The following is a 16,542-nucleotide window of genomic DNA, read 5'->3' as shown; positions in this document are numbered from 1 at the left end:
GGGCATCGTCATGGCCAAACCTGGATTTCGCCTCGCGTTGTTTGCCACCTTGCTCGCGCTGATCGTCGTGCTGCTCGGCGCCTATACGCGCCTGACCCATGCCGGCCTCGGTTGCCCGGACTGGCCCGGCTGTTACGGTTTTATCAGCGTGCCGCAGAGCGAAGCCCAACTGGCGCACGCCGAGCTGCACTTCCCCGATACGCCGGTGCAGGCCGACAAGGGCTGGGCCGAGATGACCCATCGCTACTTTGCCGGCACCTTGGGGTTGCTCATCGTGCTGTTGGCGGCGCGTTCGTGGAGCCATCGGGGTGATCCAGGCCAGCCGGTGAAATTGCCGCTGTTTGTGTTGGCGGTGGTGTTCGCCCAGGCCGCTTTTGGCATGTGGACGGTGACATTGAAGCTGTGGCCGCAAGTTGTAACCGGCCATCTGCTCGGCGGTTTTGCCACCTTGAGCTTATTGTTTCTGCTGACCCTGCGACTGTCCGGCGTGCTGCCCGCGTTGATCGTGCCCAAGCGCCTGCAATACTGGGCGACTGCCGGGTTGGTGTTGGTAATCGGGCAAATTGCGCTGGGCGGCTGGGTGAGTTCCAACTATGCGGCGGTGGCCTGTATCGACCTGCCCACGTGCCATGGCCAGTGGTGGCCGGCGGCGGACTTTGCCAACGGCTTTCATCTCACTCAGCACATCGGCCCCAATTACCTCGGTGGCCAGCTCGACAGCGAAGCGCGTACCGCTATCCACCTGACCCATCGCCTTGGCGCGATGCTGGTGACACTGGTGCTGTTGGGGCTGGCCTGGCAATTGCGCGCAGTGGGCATGACGCGACTGGCGGGCTTGTTGCTGATCGCCCTGGCGGTGCAAATCAGCCTGGGCGTGAGCAATGTGGCGTTCGGCCTGCCGCTGTCGGTGGCGGTCGGCCATAACGCAGGCGGCGCGGCGTTGCTGCTGACGTTGGTGCTGGTCAATTACCACGCGCGCACCAGCCTGGTCCGGGTGCGCCATCAGCTGCCGTTCGGCTGGCGCTTTATTCCACGCAAACACGTTTCGGGCCTCATCACCCTTAAAGGAGAGACGCCATGGCGACCTTGATCGACGAGCGCCGCGATCAGGCGATCTGGCGAGATTACCTGGAGCTGACCAAGCCAAAGGTGGTGGTGCTGATGCTCATCACCTCCTTGGTGGGTATGTTCCTCGCGACCCGCGCCGGGGTGCCATGGGCGGTGCTGATTTTTGGCAACCTGGGCATTGCGCTGTGTGCCGGTGGTGCGGCAGCAGTCAACCATGTGGTGGATCGGCGCATCGATGCGGTGATGGCGCGCACGCACAAACGGCCGATGGCCGAAGGGCGGGTGTCGCCGGTGGCGGCATTGGCCTTTGCTTTGTTTCTGGCTGTTGCAGGCTTGGCCTTGCTGCTGGCGTTCACCAATCCATTGGCCGCCTGGCTGACGCTGGCCTCGCTGCTCGGCTACGCGGTGATCTACACCGGCTTCCTCAAGCGCGCAACGCCACAAAACATCGTCATCGGCGGCCTCGCTGGCGCGGCGCCGCCGCTGTTGGGCTGGGTTGCGGTTACCGGGCATGTCAGCGCCGAGCCGCTGCTGCTGGTGTTGATCATCTTCGCCTGGACCCCACCGCACTTCTGGGCCCTGGCCATTCACCGCAAGGAGGAATACGCCAAGGCCGATATCCCGATGCTGCCGGTCACCCACGGCGAGCACTACACCAAGGTGCACATCCTGCTCTACACCTTCGCCCTGCTGGCGGTGAGCCTGATGCCGTATGTGATTCACATGAGTGGCCTGCTGTACCTGGCGTGTGCGCTGGTGTTGGGCGCACGCTTTCTGCAATGGGCCTGGGTGCTGTACCGTGGCAGCCAGCCGCACGCGGCGATCAACACCTTCAAGTACTCTATCTGGTACCTGTTTGTGCTGTTTATCGCCCTGCTCGTAGACCACTACTTACTGTTGAACCTATGACTCGAACTCAAAAAACCGTCTTTATCCTGGTGGCCATCGTCGCGTTGATCATGGGCCTGACCGTCAACAAAGTGCTCAGCGGCAAAGGCCAGGGCGACCCTACTGCGCTGATCGACGCGGGCATCATCCTGCTGCCGCAAAGCCGCCAGCTGCCGCCGGTGACCATGACAGACCAGAACGGCCAGCCGGTGGTGGTCAACGAGTTGAAAGGCAAATGGAGCCTGCTGTTTTTCGGCTACACCTTCTGCCCCGACATCTGCCCCACCACCCTCGCCCAACTGCGCCAGATCAAGAGCGAGCTGCCCAAAGAGGCGGTGGATAAGTTGCAGGTGATTCTGGTCAGCGTCGACCCGAACCGCGACACGCCGGCTCAGCTCAAGCAATACCTGGGCTACTTCGACCCGCAATTCGAAGGCCTGACCGGCGCGAATGTGGACGATGTGCAGAAGGTCTCGAATGCGGTGAGCATCCCGTTTATTCCAGCGGATACCAGCAAGCCCAACTACACCGTCGACCACAGCGGCAACCTGGCGCTGATCGGGCCGGACGGCACGCAGCGCGGGTTTATTCGTGCGCCGCTGAACAATCAAAAGCTGGTGGCGCAGTTGCCGGGGTTGCTGCAGCGTAAATAACAGGCAGCGCACCGTACATGTGGGAGCTGGCGTGCCTGCGAGGGCGGTGGATCAGAGGCTAATAGGCTGACTGACCCACCGCCATCGCAGGCAAGCCAGCTCCCACAGTGCTTTGTGCAAGGTTTGAACAACGCGTAAGCAGGCAAGTGCGCCGGCCTGATCTTCCAAACAACACAAAACCAAATGTGGGAGGGGGCTTGCCCGCGAAGGCGGTGGTTCAGTCGATAAATTCGGTGACTGACACTGCGCCTTCGCGAGCAAGCCCGCTCCCACAGGGGTTTTGTGCAAGGTTTGAACAATGCGTAAGCAGGCAAGTGCGCCGGCCTGATCTTCCAAACAACACAAAAACAAATGTGGGAGGGGGCTTGCCCCCGAAGGCGGTGGTTCAGTCGATAAATTCGGTGACTGACACAGCGCCTTCGCGGGCAAGCCCGCTCCCACAGGGGGGTTGTGCAAGGTTTGAACAATGCGTAAGCAGGCAAGTGCGCCGGCCTGATCTTCCAGACAACACAAAAACAAATGTGGGAGGGGGCTTGCCCCCGAAGACGGTGGTTCAGTCGATAAATTCGGTGACTGACACAGCGCCTTCGCGAGCAAGCCCGCTCCCACATTTTTGATCTTCAGAGTTTTGAAGATCGGGGCAGATCAGAACGCCGGCAGGATCGCGCCTTTGTACTTCTCAAGAATGAACGCTTTCACTTCCGGCGTGTGCAGGGCTGCAACCAGCTTCTTCACGGCGTCCGAGTCTTTGTTGTCTTCGCGGGTCACTAGGATGTTCACGTAAGGCGAGTCGTTGCCTTCGATCACCAGGGCGTCCTTGGATGGGTCCAGTTTGGCTTCCAGGGCGTAGTTGGTGTTGATCAGAGCCAGGTCGACCTGGGTCAGCACGCGCGGCAGTGTGGCGGCTTCCAGTTCGCGGAATTTGAGGTTTTTCGGGTTACCGGAGATGTCCTTGATGGTCGACAGGATGTTGGTCGGGTCCTTCAGGGTGATCAGGTTGTGCTTGGCCAGCAGCAGCAACGCGCGGCCACCGTTGGTGGCGTCGTTCGGGATCACGACATTGGCGCCATCCGGCAGGTCTTCGAGTTTTTTGTACTTGCTGGAGTAGGCGCCCAAGGGCTCCAGGTGCACGGCACCGACGCTCACCAGGTGAGTGCCTTTGGCCTTGTTGAACTCATCCAGGTACGGCTGGTGCTGGAAGAAGTTGGCGTCCAGGCGCTTTTCAGCCACTTGTACGTTCGGCTGCACGTAGTCGGTGAAGACTTTGACCTGCAGGTCCACGCCTTCTTTGGCGAGTGCGGGCTTCACAAACTCCAGGATTTCCGCGTGCGGCACTGGCGACGCGGCGACCGTGAGGGGCTCGGCAGCGTGGGCGGAAAACGCGGCAACGGCAGCGAAAGCAACCAGTAGTTTTTTCATCCAGCAAGCTCCTTGTTCGGGCATGCGCCGGCGGGGGCCGGCCACGGCCGTTATTTTCGAGAAAAGTGCACCACCAGCTTATCGCCGACGGTTTGCAGAATTTGCACCAGGATCAGCAGCATCACCACAGTGACAACCATCACGTCAGTCTGAAAGCGCTGGTAACCAAAGCGGATCGCCAGGTCGCCCAAACCGCCGGCGCCGACAACACCGGCCATGGCCGTGTAGGAAACCAGTGTAATGGCCGTCACCGTAATCGCAGCGAAAATACCGGGGCGCGCTTCGGGCAGCAGTGCATTGATGATGATCTGACGCGTGCTGGCGCCCATGGACTGCGTGGCTTCGATGATGCCGCGGTCCACTTCACGCAGGGCGGTTTCCACCAGGCGCGCGAAGAACGGCGTCGCGCCTACGACCAGTGGCGGAATCGCACCGGCCACGCCCAGCGAGGTGCCGGTGATCAGTATGGTGAACGGGATCATCACGATCAGCAGAATGATGAACGGTAGCGAACGCAGGATGTTCACGATCAGCGACAGCAGCGCGTACAGGCCTTTTTGTTCGAACAGTTGGCGCGGGCTGGTCAGAAACAGCAGCACACCCAGTGGCAGGCCGAGCAGGATGGTAAAGAACAGCGAACCGAGCAGCATGGTCATGGTGTCGCCGGTGGCGAGCCAGATCTCGGACCAGTCGATATTGGCGAAGAAACTCAACAGGATTTCCATTAGCGCAGAACCTCCATGTGGACGTCTGCCGCGGTAAAGCGGGCGAAAGCGGCGTCCATGTCCCCACCGGTCACGGCGAGGGTCAGTTGGCCGTAGGGAATGTCTTTGATGCGGTCAATACGACCGGCGAGGATGCTGTAGTCCACGCCGGTTTCGCGGGCGACGGTACCCAGCAGCGGCGCGTAGGTTGCTTCGCCCTGGAACGTCAGACGCACGATACGGCCTGGCACGTGAGCAAAGTCATCGCGCTGCTCGCTTTCGTCGACCTGATCCGCTTCTTGCACAAAGCGCTTGGTGGTCGGGTGCTTGGGGTGCAGGAACACATCGGCCACCGAACCTTGCTCGACGATCACGCCAGCATCCATCACCGCCACTTGGTCGCATACGCGGCGGATCACGTCCATCTCGTGGGTGATCAGTACGATGGTCAGCTTCAACTCGCGGTTGATCTCGGCCAGCAATTGCAGCACCGAGGCGGTGGTTTGTGGGTCGAGGGCGCTGGTGGCTTCGTCGCACAGCAGAATTTTTGGCTTGGTTGCCAGGGCGCGGGCGATGCCGACGCGCTGCTTCTGGCCACCGGACAACTGCGCCGGGTATTTCTTGGCGTGGTCCGACAGGCCGACACGGGCGAGCAGCTCAGCCACGCGCTGGTCGATTTCCTTGCGCGACAGTTCGCCAGCCAGCGTCAGCGGCAGCGCCACGTTGTCGGCAACGGTCTTGGAGGCCAGCAGGTTGAAGTGCTGGAAGATCATCCCGACTTGCTGGCGGAAACGGCGCAGGCCATTGGCGTCCAGGGCGGTGACTTCTTCGCCGTCGACATTGATCTGGCCACCGCTGGGTTGCTCCAGGCGGTTGATCAGACGCAACAGGGTACTTTTTCCCGCACCGGAGTGGCCAATCAGGCCGAACACCTGGCCGTTTTCGACACGCAGGCTGGTGGGGTGCAGCGCGGGGATTTCCTTACCGGCGACGCGGTAGGTTTTATGGACGTTATGAAACTCGATCACGTAGCGAACCTTGTGGGGCGCATGGAAAAGGGATCAGCGGTTAGCCGGGCGCGCATTTTAGCCTGTCCGTATAGTGTTTCTTAGCATTTATTTCGCATTCAACCAGCGATTTGGCAATAACGCGATCAAAGGTCATAAAAAAGGAACGGTGCAAATCCGTGTCAGTCACTACTTAAGCAACTCAATTTCCCAGGTGCCGTGCCTGGGGGTTTGCTCAAACGAGCCGGGGACCGCTCTGGCCAATTTGAATAAGGAGTTTTGACTGATGAGTACCAAGAAGCCAGCTACCCCGCCGAAGAGTGAACTCGCGGGCACCGATACCCTGGACCGTGGCAACACCAACGCCAAGCTGCAGGCCCTGGAAGCGTTCCGTTCCGACGCAACCGGCCAGGCGCTGCGCACCAATCAAGGCGTAAAGATTTCTGACAACCAGAACACCCTGAAAGTCGGTGCCCGTGGCCCATCGCTGCTGGAAGACTTCATCATGCGTGAAAAAATCACGCACTTTGACCATGAGCGTATCCCGGAGCGCATCGTGCATGCTCGCGGCACTGGCGCCCACGGCTATTTCCAGACCTATGAGAACCATTCGGCGCTGAGCAAGGCCGGGTTCCTGCGCAACCCCGAGCATAAAACCCCGGTGTTTGTGCGGTTCTCCACCGTGCAGGGCCCGCGTGGCTCGGGCGATACGGTGCGTGACGTGCGTGGTTTTGCTGTGAAGTTCTTCACCGACGAAGGTAACTTCGACCTGGTGGGCAACAACATGCCGGTGTTCTTTATTCAGGACGCGATCAAGTTTCCTGACTTCGTGCACGCGGTCAAACCTGAGCCGCATAACGAGATTCCCACCGGCGGCTCTGCCCACGACACGTTCTGGGATTTCGTCTCGCTGCAGCCAGAATCCGCGCACATGGTGCTGTGGGCCATGTCCGACCGTGCCATCCCCAAAAGCCTGCGCGCCATGCAGGGCTTCGGCATTCACACCTTCCGCTTGATCAATACCGAAGGTAAGTCGAGCTTTGTGAAATTCCACTGGCATCCAAAGGTGGGCACCTGCTCGCTGGTGTGGGACGAAGCGCAAAAGCTTGCCGGTAAAGATACCGATTACCACCGTCGCGACCTGTGGGAAGCGATTGAAAGCGGCGACTACCCTGAGTGGGAATTGGGCGTGCAAATCGTTGCGGAAGAAGACGAGCACAAGTTCGACTTCGACCTGCTCGACCCGACCAAGATCATCCCTGAAGAATTGGTGCCGATTACGCCGCTGGGCAAGATGGTGCTTAACCGTAACCCGGATAACTTCTTCGCTGAGGTTGAGCAGGTGGCTTTTTGCCCGGGCCATATCGTGCCGGGTATCGACTTCACCAACGACCCACTGCTGCAAGGCCGTCTGTTTTCCTACACGGATACTCAGATCAGCCGTCTCGGTGGCCCGAACTTTCATGAGCTGCCGATCAATCGGCCGGTCACGCCGTTCCATAACGGCCAGCGCGACGCTCAGCATCGCACCGTGATCGACAAGGGTCGCGCGGCCTACGAGCCGAACTCGATTGACGGCGGCTGGCCGAAAGAAACGTCACCGGCTGCGCAGGATGGCGGTTTCGAGACCTATTACGAACGTGTCGACGCCAACAAAGTGCGTGAGCGCAGCGAGTCGTTTGGCGATCACTTCTCGCAAGCCACGCTGTTTTTCCACAGCATGAGCCACCACGAGAAAGAGCACATCATCGCGGCGTACAGCTTCGAGTTGGGCAAGGTGGAGCGTGAGTTTATCCGCGCCCGTCAGGTCAACGAGATTCTGGCCAACATCGACCTGGAGCTGGCCAAGCGCGTAGCACAGAACCTCGGTTTGCCGGCGCCAACCAAAGGCACCGTGCCACCGCGTGAGTCGTCGCTCAAAGAGTCGCCGGCGTTGAGCCAGGTGAACCTGCTGTCGGGCGATATCAAAACGCGCAAAGTTGCGATCCTCGCGGCTAACGGCGTGGACGGCGCGGCAATTGCTGCGTTGAAGAAAGCGCTGGAGGCTGAAGGTGCACACGCCAAGCTGCTGGGGCCAACTTCGGCGCCGGTGACCACTGCCGATGGCAAGAGCCTGAAGGTGGATGCGTCGATGGAAGGCATGCCGTCGATTGCCTTTGACGCGGTGTTCGTACCGGGCGGCGCCAAGTCGGTGCAGGCATTGAGCGGTGATGGTGTGGCGTTGCACTTCCTGCTGGAGGCGTACAAGCACCTGAAGGCGATCACGGTTGCCAATGATGCCAAGCCGTTGCTGGATCTGCTGAAGCTTGAAGTGGATGCGGGGCTGATCGTGGGGTCGGATGCGAAAGCGTTCAAGGCGTTCTTTGCCGCGATTGCACAGCACCGGGTTTGGGATCGTGAGTCGAAGGCTAAGGCTATTCCGGCTTAAGTGATCGGCTGTTTGTTAGATCGCCATCGCGGGCAAGCCTGCTCCCACATTTGAATATATTCACAGTTCAAAATGTGGGAGCGGGCTTGCCCGCGATGCTTTTATTGCGCCTTGCGCGGAATCAGCACTACCTGCGCCGGGATGTGTTTCACAATCTGCCGGTGTATCTTCAGGTCATACCCCGAATCAATTCGCTTCACCCGTTTGGTCAGCAATGTGGCCAGCCACGGGTAGTCCTGCGTGCGCGGCGCTTGAATGGTCACGTCGCACTGGTAGTTCACTACGTCGGTAGCGATAGCGTCCAGTTGATGGCGAAGTTCTTCGATATCGACGAGGTTCAGCGCCACAGTGGTGCTTTCAGCGGCCGGGTCGATGACCTTGGCAGGCGGCTTGGCTTCAGCGGCTTTCAAGGCGGCTTCGGCTTTATCCAGCTCGGCTTTGCGCGCATGGCTGATGGCGCTGTTGACGCCACCGGTCAGTGCCGGGGCCTTGGGCATCAGCGCACGGGCCCGGCTCAGGGCCGTGGCGGCAGCGTTGACATCGCCTTTTTGCAGCACAATCTGGCTGCGCTGCAAGTAGGCTTCGGCCAATTGACGCTGGTAAGGCTCGAGGGCCGGGTCGTTGGGCGACTGGGCCTGTAACGCGGCCAATTCGTCTTCGGCAGTGGCAAGCTCGCTGCTGGCCAGGTTTTGCTCCAGCTGCGCGATGGCCGCAGCGCGTGCGTCCGGTACCTCGGGGGCGGCGGGCGGCGTACTTTGACAGGCGCCCAGCAGCAGGGAAAATGCGGCAAGGAGCAGATAACGGGCGTTGAACAGCTTCATTCCTGCGACTCTCTAGTTGCGCAAAAAGCGAGCAAGTCTACACCCCTCGACGGGGCAGGACAAAACTCAGCAGAAAGAGGGCGGCTGCCGTGACGACAATCGACGGGCCGGCTGGCGTGTCCTTGAACCACGACAGCGCCAGGCCCCCGCACACTGCAAGCATGCCCAACAGGCTGGCGCCGATCGCCATTTGCTCGGGTGAGCGCGCATGGCGTTGGGCGGCGGCTGCGGGAATGATCAGCAGCGAGGTGATCAACAATACGCCGACAATCTTCATCGCGACAGCAATCACCACCGCGATCAACAGCATCAGGGTCATGCGCAGGGCGGGCACGGGCAAACCTTCCACCGTGGCCAGCTCTTCATGCACGGTGATCGCCAGCAACGGACGCCACAGAGCCACCAGCAAGAGCAGCACGGCGGCGCTGCCACCGAGGATCCACGCAAGGTCTGTAGGGCTGATCGCCAGCAGGTCGCCGAACAGGTAGGCCATCAGGTCGATGCGCACTTCATGCATGAAGCTCAGCACCACCAGGCCCAGGGACAGGGTGCTCGGCGCCAGGATCCCCAGCAGTGTGTCGGAGGCCAGCGGTTGGCGCTGTTGCAGGGTCACCAGCAGCACCGCCAGCAGCAGGCAGCCCACGGTGACGGCGATGGTCGGGCTCACGTCCAGCAAAAAGCCCATGGCCACGCCCAGCAGCGCGGCATGCGACAACGTGTCGCCAAAATAGGCCATGCGCCGCCAGACCACGAACGAGCCCAAAGGGCCCGCCACCAGCGCCAGAGCCAAGCCTGCCAGCAGGGCGTAGAGCAGAAAATCAGCCATGCTTGCAGCTATCTCCATGAACATGTGTATGAGGGGCGGCGGGATCGTCAACCACGGCGCCGTGCAAATCATGGGCGTGGTCGTGATGGTGGTGATAGATCGCCAGGCTCGGGGCATTCTTGCCGAACAGCTCGACAAACGCCGGGTCGCTACTGACCTGCTCCGGGTGGCCGGAGCAGCAAACGTGGCGGTTGAGACACACCACCTGATCGGTGGTGCTCATGACCAGGTGCAGGTCGTGGGAGACCATCAACACGCCACAGCCGTGGCGGTCACGCAGGCGGGTAATCAGGCTGTACAGCTCGGCCTGGCCGGCAACGTCAACGCCTTGCACGGGTTCATCGAGCACCAGCAGTTCAGGCTCGCGCAGCAAGGCGCGGGCCAGCAGCACGCGCTGTATTTCGCCGCCGGAGATGCTTTGCACCGGGCTGTCGATCACCTGTTCGGCACCGACCTCCTTGAGCGCAGCCTGCGCGCGGGCGCGGTCTACACCGGGCACCAGGCGCAAAAAGCGCAGCACGGACAGCGGCAGTGTCGGGTCGACGTGCAATTTTTGCGGCATGTAACCGACGCGCAGCTTGGGCTTGCGCCATACGCTGCCACTGTCCGGCTTCAACAAACCGAGTACTGCGCGCACCAGCGTGGTCTTGCCGGCGCCATTGGGGCCGATCAGCGTGACGATCTGGCCCGGCTCGACGCTCAGCCCGATGTTATCCAGCACGTTTTGCCCGGCGAACGTGACACCAACCCCTTCGAGGCGGATTAACGCATTGCTCATCAAGCCCCCTGGCAACCCGAGCAGAGCCCGACCACTTCGACCGTTTGCCCTTCAACCCTGAAGCCGACGTCGGCCGAGCTTTTGATGATGGCGTCGCTGATGCTTTTTTGTTCAAGCTCGATGGCCGCATGGCACTCGCGGCAGATCAGGAACTGGCCCTGATGCGCGTGTTCCGGGTGGTTGCAGCCAACAAAGGCATTGAGCGAGGCGATGCGGTGCACCAGGCCGTTTTCCAGTAGGAAATCCAGCGCGCGGTACACCGTCGGCGGCGCGGCGCGGCGGCCGTCCTGCTCGCTGAGCACGCCAAGAATGTCGTAGGCGCCCAGCGGCTTGTGGCTTTGCCACACCAGTTCCAGCACCCGACGACGCAGCGCGGTCAGGCGCAGGCCCTTCTGTGCGCACAGGGTATCGGCCTCCGACAGCGCGGTATGCACGCAGTGAGAGTGGTCGTGGGGGCGGCTGGCAATGGGTGTTTTAGGCATGAGCGGCGACAGACATTTGATAGAGACGTTATTATGTTACCCGTTCCTACGTCATTGAGTGGTCATCGTGTCCCGACTTTTTCCCGTTTTTGTCGTATTTGTCACCAGTTTGTTCATTGCCGGGGCCGCTCAGGCCGAGGTCAAGGTGCTAACGAGCATCAAGCCGTTACAGTTGATTGCCGCGGCTGTGCAGGACGGTGTGGCCATTCCCGAGGTGTTGTTGCCGCCCGGCGCTTCGCCGCACAACTACGCCCTGCGTCCATCCGACGTACGGCGCGTGCAGTCGGTGGACCTGCTTTATTGGATCGGCCCGGACATGGAAAGCTTTCTGCCGCGCGTGCTTAAAGGCCGAAGCCTGCCAACCGTGGCGGTGCAGGATCTTGCGGGGATGAAGTTGCGGCGTTTCGCCGAAGATAGCCACTCGCACGCCGATGATGCTGACGAACATGACCATGATCACCGCCCAGGCAGCCTGGATGCGCATTTGTGGTTGTCGACGGTCAACGCTCGGGTGATTGCGGCGCGCATGGCGGCTGACCTGAGCACTGCCGACCCGGCCAATGCTGCGCGGTATCAGAGCAACGTGCAGGCATTCGATGAGCGTCTGGATGCGTTGGATGCCCGTTTGAAGGCGCGCTTGGCGAGTGTGGGCGACAAGCCTTACTTCGTGTTCCACGAGGCCTTTGATTACTTCGAAGACGCTTACGGGCTCAAGCACACTGGCGTGTTCAGCGTGGCCGCCGAAGTGCAGCCCGGAGCCCAGCACGTGGCAGCAATGCGTACGCGGTTGCAGGAAGTCGGCAAGACCTGTGTGTTCAGCGAGCCGCCGTTGCGTCCGCGCTTGGCTGAGACGTTGGTGGCGGGGTTGCCGGTGAAGTTGGCGGAGTTGGATGCGTTGGGCGGTTACACCCCGGCCACAGCGCAGGGTTACGAGCAGGTGCTGGAGAAGTTGGGGAATGACCTGGCTGGGTGCCTGGAGTCGTTATAACAACCAACACAGAACTACTGTGGGAGCGGGCTTGCCCGCGATGGCGATGTGTCAGTCGAGACCGCTATCGCAGGCAAGCCAGCTCCCACATTTTTTGACCGAGCAGGTCTTTAGAGTGCGAACGGCAGATGGAGCGTGACCTGCTGACGCTGCGCCAGCCGATGCTCGAACTCCGCAGGGTCATGAATCAACACGTCCTGCCCGGCAAACGACTCCGCGGCGATCAGGCGTGACAGCCAGAAGCGCACACACGCCACCCGCAGCATCGTTGGCCACAACTCCGCTTCCTTGGCCGTGAACGGCCGCAGGCCCGCGTAGGCACCTAGCAGTGCACGGGCGCGTTGCCCATCAATCGCGCCCTCTGCGTCCGAACACCAGTCATTCAAGGCGATCGCCACGTCGTACAGCATCGGGCCTGAGCAAGCGTTGTAAAAGTCGATCAGCCCGGTCAGGTGCGTGCCTTCGAACATCGCGTTATCGCGGAACAGATCGGCGTGAACGTTGGCGCGTGGCAGCGCGAGAATGTGAGCCTTGTGGGTTTCGATCTCGCTCAGCGCATCTTGCAGCAGGCGCTGCTGCGCGTCGTTAAGGTGCGAAATCAGCTGCGCACCTTCGGTGAGCATCCAGTCCAGCCCGCGATCAGTCTTGCGCTCCAGCACTTTCTCGCCCTGAGTGGCCAGGTGCAAATGGCCGAGCAGGTCGCCAACCTGGGCGCAATGCTGCGCGTTGGCTTCCTTGATATGTTTGCCGGCCAGGCGTGGTTGCAGCAGCGCCGGTTTGCCCTTCAATTCGCGCAAGGCCACGCCGTCGGTGGTGCGCAGCGCATAGGGCACCGGCAAGTCAGCGTCATGGAGCACGTCGAGCAGTTCGATGAAAAACGGCATTTCTGCGACTGGGCCGCGCTCAACCAGGGTCAGGACGAATTCGCCCTGTTCCAGGCTGACAAAGAAGTTGGTGTTTTCGCTACCGGCGGCAATCCCCTGGAAATCAAGCAGGCGGCCGAGCCCGTAAGGGGCGAGAAAGGTTTCCAGCTCGGGCCGAGCCAGCGGGGTGAACACAGACATGGTTAAAACTGCCAGTACGGGCGCCGCGAGGGGCGGCGCCAATTTAAGTTAAGAAATCATTTCCATTCGAAGATCTTCCATGACGGAATCAGCATATCCGGCTGGTCAGAACGGATGAAGTTCGCATCGGTTCCGTCCGCGCGCACCAGGAAATACGGCGGCGCGCCCTTTACGGTGACCTTGATCGCGTACAGGAAACCGTTTTGGCGGTACTCCTGGATGGTTCTGTCACCTTCGGTGCGGATCGTGACTTCCGGGTCTGCCGAGGGTGCGCTGTCAGCTGCCGTGGCGGCCAGCGGCAAGAACGCAATCAAACCGGTCAACAACAGGCGATTTACTGTACGCATGATAACCTTGTCCCTTTGTCGTCATTGGTCCGGCTATTCTAGCGCCTGACCCGCCGAAAAGGTTGATCCTGCTCATGAGCCAAGCCCCCCTCGTCCTGGTGGACGGTTCTTCTTATCTGTACCGCGCCTTTCACGCGCTGCCACCGCTGACCACTTCCAAAGGCCTGCCGACCGGTGCGGTCAAGGGCGTGTTGAACATGCTCAAAAGCCTGCGCAGGCAGTACCCGGACAGCCCGTTTGCCGTTGTTTTCGACGCCAAGGGTGGGACCTTTCGCGATGAAATGTTCGCCGAATACAAGGCCAACCGCCCGAGCATGCCCGATGACATGCGCCTGCAAATCGAGCCGCTGCACCAAAGCGTCATCGCGCTGGGCTTCCCGCTGCTGTGCGTCGAAGGCGTCGAGGCCGATGACGTCATCGGCACTTTGGCCCGCAGCAGTGCGGCGGCAGACCGCCCGGTAGTGATTTCTACCGGCGACAAGGATATGGCGCAGTTGGTCGACGGGCACATTACCTTGGTCAACACCATGACCGGTAGCGCGATGGACATTGAGGGCGTGAAGGAGAAATTCGGTGTCGCTCCCGAGCAGATCATCGATTACCTGGCGCTGATGGGCGATTCGTCCGACAACATCCCGGGCGTTCCGGGCATTGGCCCGAAGACTGCGTCCGGCTTGCTCGTAGGCGTGAATGGCGGCCTCAAAGAGCTTTATGAGCAGCTGGATATCGTGCCGACCCTGCCGATACGCGGGGCCAAGAACCTGCCGGCCAAGCTGGAAGAGCACAAGGAGATGGCGTTCCTGTCCTATCAACTGGCGACGATCAAAATCGACGTACCGCTGGATGTAGGCCTGGAAGATCTGCACCTGATCGAGCCTGACCGTGAAAAGCTGCTGGAGCTGTACACGCTGCTGGAGTTCAAGAGCTGGATTGATGAGATTCAGCGCGACGCCAAGCGTGTCGAGCTCAAGGCTTCGACCGAGGCGGCGCCGTCTGCCGAAGCCGTGGCTGAGGTAGTAGCGGCCGCGCCGGTGGAGGCGTCCTACACGACCATCCTGGACCAGGCGACTTTCGATAGCTGGCTGAAGAAGCTCAACGACGCCAAGCTGTTCGCATTCGATACCGAAACCACCGGGATCGACGCGCAAAAAGCGCAGTTGGTTGGGGTTTCCTTCGCCGTGCAGCCGCATGAAGCCGCCTACATCCCGTTGACCCATTCCTATGTCGGTGCGCCCGAGCAGTTGGATCGCGACACGGTTCTGTTGGCGTTGAAGCCGCTGCTCGAAGACCCGACCAAACTCAAGGTCGGCCAGCACGCCAAGTTCGACATGAACATCCTGGCCAATTGCGCCATCGGTGGTGACCCTGCGCACGGCATCACCGTGCGCGGCATCGCCTTCGACACCATGCTTGAATCCTACGTGTTGAATTCCACCGCGACCCGGCACGACATGGACAGCTTGGCCAAGAAGTACCTGGACTACGACACTGTCAGCTTCCAGGACATCGCCGGCAGAGGCGTCAAGCAACTGACATTCGACCAGATCGCGCTTGAGCAGGCCGGCCCGTACGCGGCTGAAGATGCGGATATAACCCTGCGCCTGCACCAGGCGTTGCATGCACAGCTATCAGCCATACCGAGCCTGGCCAGTGTGCTGACGGATATCGAAATCCCGTTGGTGCCGGTGCTGGCGCGTATCGAGCGCCAGGGCGCGTTCGTGGATAAGGACCTGCTGGGCATCCAGAGCATCGAGCTGGGTAACAAGATGGTTGAGCTGGAGCGCCAGGCGTTCGAGATCGCCGGTGAAGAATTCAACCTGGGTTCGCCCAAACAGCTCGGGGCGATTCTCTACGAGAAGCTTGGGCTGCCGGTGTTGAAAAAGACGGGCAAGGGGCAGGCGTCCACGGCCGAGGAAGTGCTGGCCAAGTTGGCCGAAGACGACTTCCTGCTGCCCAAAGTGCTGATGCAGTACCGCAGCATGAGTAAGCTGAAAAGCACCTACACCGACCGGTTGCCCGAGCAGATCAACCCGCGTACCGGGCGTATTCACACCTCTTATCATCAGGCTGTGGCGGCGACCGGGCGATTGTCTTCGAGCGATCCGAACCTGCAGAACATTCCGGTGCGCACCGCTGAAGGGCGGCGGATTCGTCAGGCGTTTGTCGCGCCCAAGGGCTACAAGCTGCTGGCGGCGGACTATTCGCAGATCGAGCTGCGGATCATGGCGCACTTGTCCAAGGACGAGGGCTTGATGAACGCGTTCCGTAACGACTTGGACGTGCACACCGCTACAGCGGCCGAGGTGTTCAAGGTTGAGTTGGCTGAGGTCAGTTCCAACCAGCGTCGCAGTGCCAAAGCGATCAACTTTGGCCTGATCTACGGCATGGGCGCGCAGAAGCTGGGCAAGGATATCGGCGTCGATACCAAGACCGCCAAGGCGTATATCGACGTGTATTTCGCGCGCTACCCTGGCGTTCGCGAGTACATGGAGCGCACGCGTGCTCAAGCGGCCGATCAGGGCTATGTAGAAACCTTCTTCGGGCGTCGGCTGTACTTGCCGGATATCAATTCCAACAAGCCTCAGGAGCGAGCAGCTGCAGAGCGCACGGCGATCAACGCGCCGATGCAGGGCACCGCGGCGGACATCATCAAGAAGGCCATGGTGTTGGTGGATAACTGGCTGACGGAGTCGGGCCTGGATGCCAAGGTCATCCTGCAAGTGCACGATGAACTGGTGCTTGAGGTGCGCGAGGACTTGGTTGCGCACGTCAGCGAGAAGGTCCGCGAGTACATGAGCGCAGCGGCCAAGCTGGATGTACCGTTGGTGGTGGACGTAGGTGTGGGCGATAACTGGGACGAGGCGCACTGATTTCGCGGCTCTGCCACTGCCGGGGGTGGTGGCAGAGCGCTTTAGATCGGAAAACGGTGTCAGTTATTTCCAATAGTTTTTTTAACCTGCCGGAACTTAACCTGTGAACTGCTACTCAGAGTTACTGAATGGGTGGTGAAGCCCTTCAATGCTCCTATGTTGTGTTAAGTGTTGGCAGATATCTGGACCCCGCCCTAGC

General features: G+C 60.7%; 15 protein-coding genes. 6 read left to right on the top strand and 9 right to left on the bottom strand.

The window, feature by feature from the left end; all coding sequences use genetic code 11:
• The first annotated feature begins 10 nt into the window (after positions 1–10).
• Genes L8K08_RS24575 through L8K08_RS24565 form a run of 3 tightly spaced genes read left to right on the top strand, consistent with a single transcriptional unit; the run spans position 11 to position 2,609 of the window.
• Positions 11–1,090, top strand: coding sequence for a COX15/CtaA family protein (locus L8K08_RS24575; protein WP_242200497.1), 1,080 nt, complete (start codon positions 11–13; stop codon positions 1,088–1,090).
• Entirely contained in the window at positions 1,078–1,977 is a 900-nt protein-coding gene (gene cyoE, locus L8K08_RS24570; protein ID WP_242200494.1) for a heme o synthase, read from the top strand. Before L8K08_RS24575 ends, cyoE begins: the two co-directional genes overlap by 13 nt.
• Entirely contained in the window at positions 1,974–2,609 is a 636-nt protein-coding gene (locus L8K08_RS24565) for an SCO family protein (RefSeq protein ID WP_145158510.1), read from the top strand. Before cyoE ends, L8K08_RS24565 begins: the two co-directional genes overlap by 4 nt.
• 645 nt (positions 2,610–3,254) lie before the next feature.
• On the opposite strand, the gene L8K08_RS24560 is transcribed toward L8K08_RS24565, so the two are convergent.
• The 3 genes from L8K08_RS24560 to L8K08_RS24550 are packed head-to-tail and all read right to left on the bottom strand — an operon-like array spanning position 3,255 to position 5,760.
• The gene (locus L8K08_RS24560; protein ID WP_242200493.1) at positions 3,255–4,028 is read right to left on the bottom strand and encodes a MetQ/NlpA family ABC transporter substrate-binding protein; all 774 of its coding nucleotides are present in this window, start codon (positions 4,026–4,028) and stop codon (positions 3,255–3,257) included.
• Positions 4,029–4,078: 50 nt separating this feature from the next.
• Positions 4,079–4,753 carry a methionine ABC transporter permease gene (locus tag L8K08_RS24555; RefSeq protein ID WP_106576027.1) on the bottom strand — a complete coding sequence of 225 codons (675 nt, stop codon included), beginning with the start codon at positions 4,751–4,753 and terminating at the stop codon, positions 4,079–4,081.
• Positions 4,753–5,760, bottom strand: a complete 1,008-nt coding sequence (locus L8K08_RS24550; protein ID WP_145158580.1) for a methionine ABC transporter ATP-binding protein — start codon at positions 5,758–5,760, stop codon at positions 4,753–4,755. The genes L8K08_RS24555 and L8K08_RS24550 overlap by 1 nt, the downstream gene beginning before the upstream one ends.
• A gap of 265 nt (positions 5,761–6,025) precedes the next feature.
• Between L8K08_RS24550 and katE the strand changes: the two genes are divergently transcribed.
• A complete protein-coding gene (gene katE / locus L8K08_RS24545; protein WP_242200491.1) occupies positions 6,026–8,167 on the top strand; it encodes a catalase HPII in 2,142 nt (713 codons plus the stop codon).
• Between the two features lie 101 nt (positions 8,168–8,268).
• Here katE and L8K08_RS24540 read toward each other — a convergent pair whose 3' ends face one another.
• The 4 genes from L8K08_RS24540 to L8K08_RS24525 are packed head-to-tail and all read right to left on the bottom strand — an operon-like array spanning position 8,269 to position 11,086.
• A complete protein-coding gene (locus tag L8K08_RS24540) occupies positions 8,269–8,988 on the bottom strand; it encodes a PA5502 family lipoprotein (protein WP_119741320.1) in 720 nt (239 codons plus the stop codon).
• Positions 8,989–9,025: 37 nt separating this feature from the next.
• Positions 9,026–9,814, bottom strand: coding sequence for a zinc ABC transporter permease subunit ZnuB (gene znuB / locus L8K08_RS24535; protein WP_094949676.1), 789 nt, complete (start codon positions 9,812–9,814; stop codon positions 9,026–9,028).
• Complete coding sequence (znuC, locus tag L8K08_RS24530) at positions 9,807–10,592, bottom strand: zinc ABC transporter ATP-binding protein ZnuC (protein ID WP_242200489.1); 786 nt, start codon at positions 10,590–10,592, stop codon at positions 9,807–9,809. The genes znuB and znuC overlap by 8 nt, the downstream gene beginning before the upstream one ends.
• Positions 10,592–11,086: a Fur family transcriptional regulator gene (locus L8K08_RS24525; protein ID WP_177410062.1), complete on the bottom strand. Its 495-nt coding sequence runs from the start codon at positions 11,084–11,086 to the stop codon at positions 10,592–10,594. The genes znuC and L8K08_RS24525 overlap by 1 nt, the downstream gene beginning before the upstream one ends.
• A 46-nt stretch (positions 11,087–11,132) precedes the next feature.
• Between L8K08_RS24525 and L8K08_RS24520 the strand changes: the two genes are divergently transcribed.
• Positions 11,133–12,062, top strand: coding sequence for a zinc ABC transporter substrate-binding protein (locus L8K08_RS24520; protein ID WP_242200488.1), 930 nt, complete (start codon positions 11,133–11,135; stop codon positions 12,060–12,062).
• 110 nt (positions 12,063–12,172) lie between these two features.
• On the opposite strand, the gene L8K08_RS24515 is transcribed toward L8K08_RS24520, so the two are convergent.
• Both L8K08_RS24515 and L8K08_RS24510 read right to left on the bottom strand, forming a co-directional pair.
• On the bottom strand, positions 12,173–13,126 hold the full coding sequence (locus L8K08_RS24515) for a homoserine kinase (protein WP_242200485.1): 954 nt from the start codon (positions 13,124–13,126) through the stop codon (positions 12,173–12,175).
• A gap of 56 nt (positions 13,127–13,182) precedes the next feature.
• Positions 13,183–13,473 carry a DUF2782 domain-containing protein gene (locus L8K08_RS24510; protein ID WP_145158523.1) on the bottom strand — a complete coding sequence of 97 codons (291 nt, stop codon included), beginning with the start codon at positions 13,471–13,473 and terminating at the stop codon, positions 13,183–13,185.
• Positions 13,474–13,547: 74 nt separating this feature from the next.
• Here L8K08_RS24510 and polA point away from each other — a divergent pair, with 74 nt between their 5' ends.
• Positions 13,548–16,343 (top strand): DNA polymerase I, encoded by a 2,796-nt coding sequence (polA, locus tag L8K08_RS24505; RefSeq protein WP_242200483.1) that lies wholly within the window; start codon positions 13,548–13,550, stop codon positions 16,341–16,343.
• Positions 16,344–16,542: the final 199 nt, after the last annotated feature.

This window comes from Pseudomonas sp. TREG-RG-20F-10-E-6-01 (assembly GCF_022662455.1).
GTDB lineage: Bacteria > Pseudomonadota > Gammaproteobacteria > Pseudomonadales > Pseudomonadaceae > Aquipseudomonas.
The sequence above is the reverse complement of the archived record's forward strand: the minus strand, read 5'-3'. Positions and strand labels throughout refer to the sequence as shown.

What these genes read in the sequence shown, in the direction of transcription:
- L8K08_RS24575 (WP_242200497.1), top strand. Translation starts at nt 11, where the DNA reads ATGGCCAAACCTGGATTTCGCCTCGCGTTGTTTGCCACCTTGCTCGCG.
- cyoE (WP_242200494.1), top strand. Translation starts at nt 1,078, where the DNA reads ATGGCGACCTTGATCGACGAGCGCCGCGATCAGGCGATCTGGCGAGAT.
- L8K08_RS24565 (WP_145158510.1), top strand. Translation starts at nt 1,974, where the DNA reads ATGACTCGAACTCAAAAAACCGTCTTTATCCTGGTGGCCATCGTCGCG.
- L8K08_RS24560 (WP_242200493.1), bottom strand. Translation starts at nt 4,028, where the DNA reads ATGAAAAAACTACTGGTTGCTTTCGCTGCCGTTGCCGCGTTTTCCGCC.
- L8K08_RS24555 (WP_106576027.1), bottom strand. Translation starts at nt 4,753, where the DNA reads ATGGAAATCCTGTTGAGTTTCTTCGCCAATATCGACTGGTCCGAGATC.
- katE (WP_242200491.1), top strand. Translation starts at nt 6,026, where the DNA reads ATGAGTACCAAGAAGCCAGCTACCCCGCCGAAGAGTGAACTCGCGGGC.
- L8K08_RS24540 (WP_119741320.1), bottom strand. Translation starts at nt 8,988, where the DNA reads ATGAAGCTGTTCAACGCCCGTTATCTGCTCCTTGCCGCATTTTCCCTG.
- znuB (WP_094949676.1), bottom strand. Translation starts at nt 9,814, where the DNA reads ATGGCTGATTTTCTGCTCTACGCCCTGCTGGCAGGCTTGGCTCTGGCG.
- znuC (WP_242200489.1), bottom strand. Translation starts at nt 10,592, where the DNA reads ATGAGCAATGCGTTAATCCGCCTCGAAGGGGTTGGTGTCACGTTCGCC.
- L8K08_RS24515 (WP_242200485.1), bottom strand. Translation starts at nt 13,126, where the DNA reads ATGTCTGTGTTCACCCCGCTGGCTCGGCCCGAGCTGGAAACCTTTCTC.
- L8K08_RS24510 (WP_145158523.1), bottom strand. Translation starts at nt 13,473, where the DNA reads ATGCGTACAGTAAATCGCCTGTTGTTGACCGGTTTGATTGCGTTCTTG.
- polA (WP_242200483.1), top strand. Translation starts at nt 13,548, where the DNA reads ATGAGCCAAGCCCCCCTCGTCCTGGTGGACGGTTCTTCTTATCTGTAC.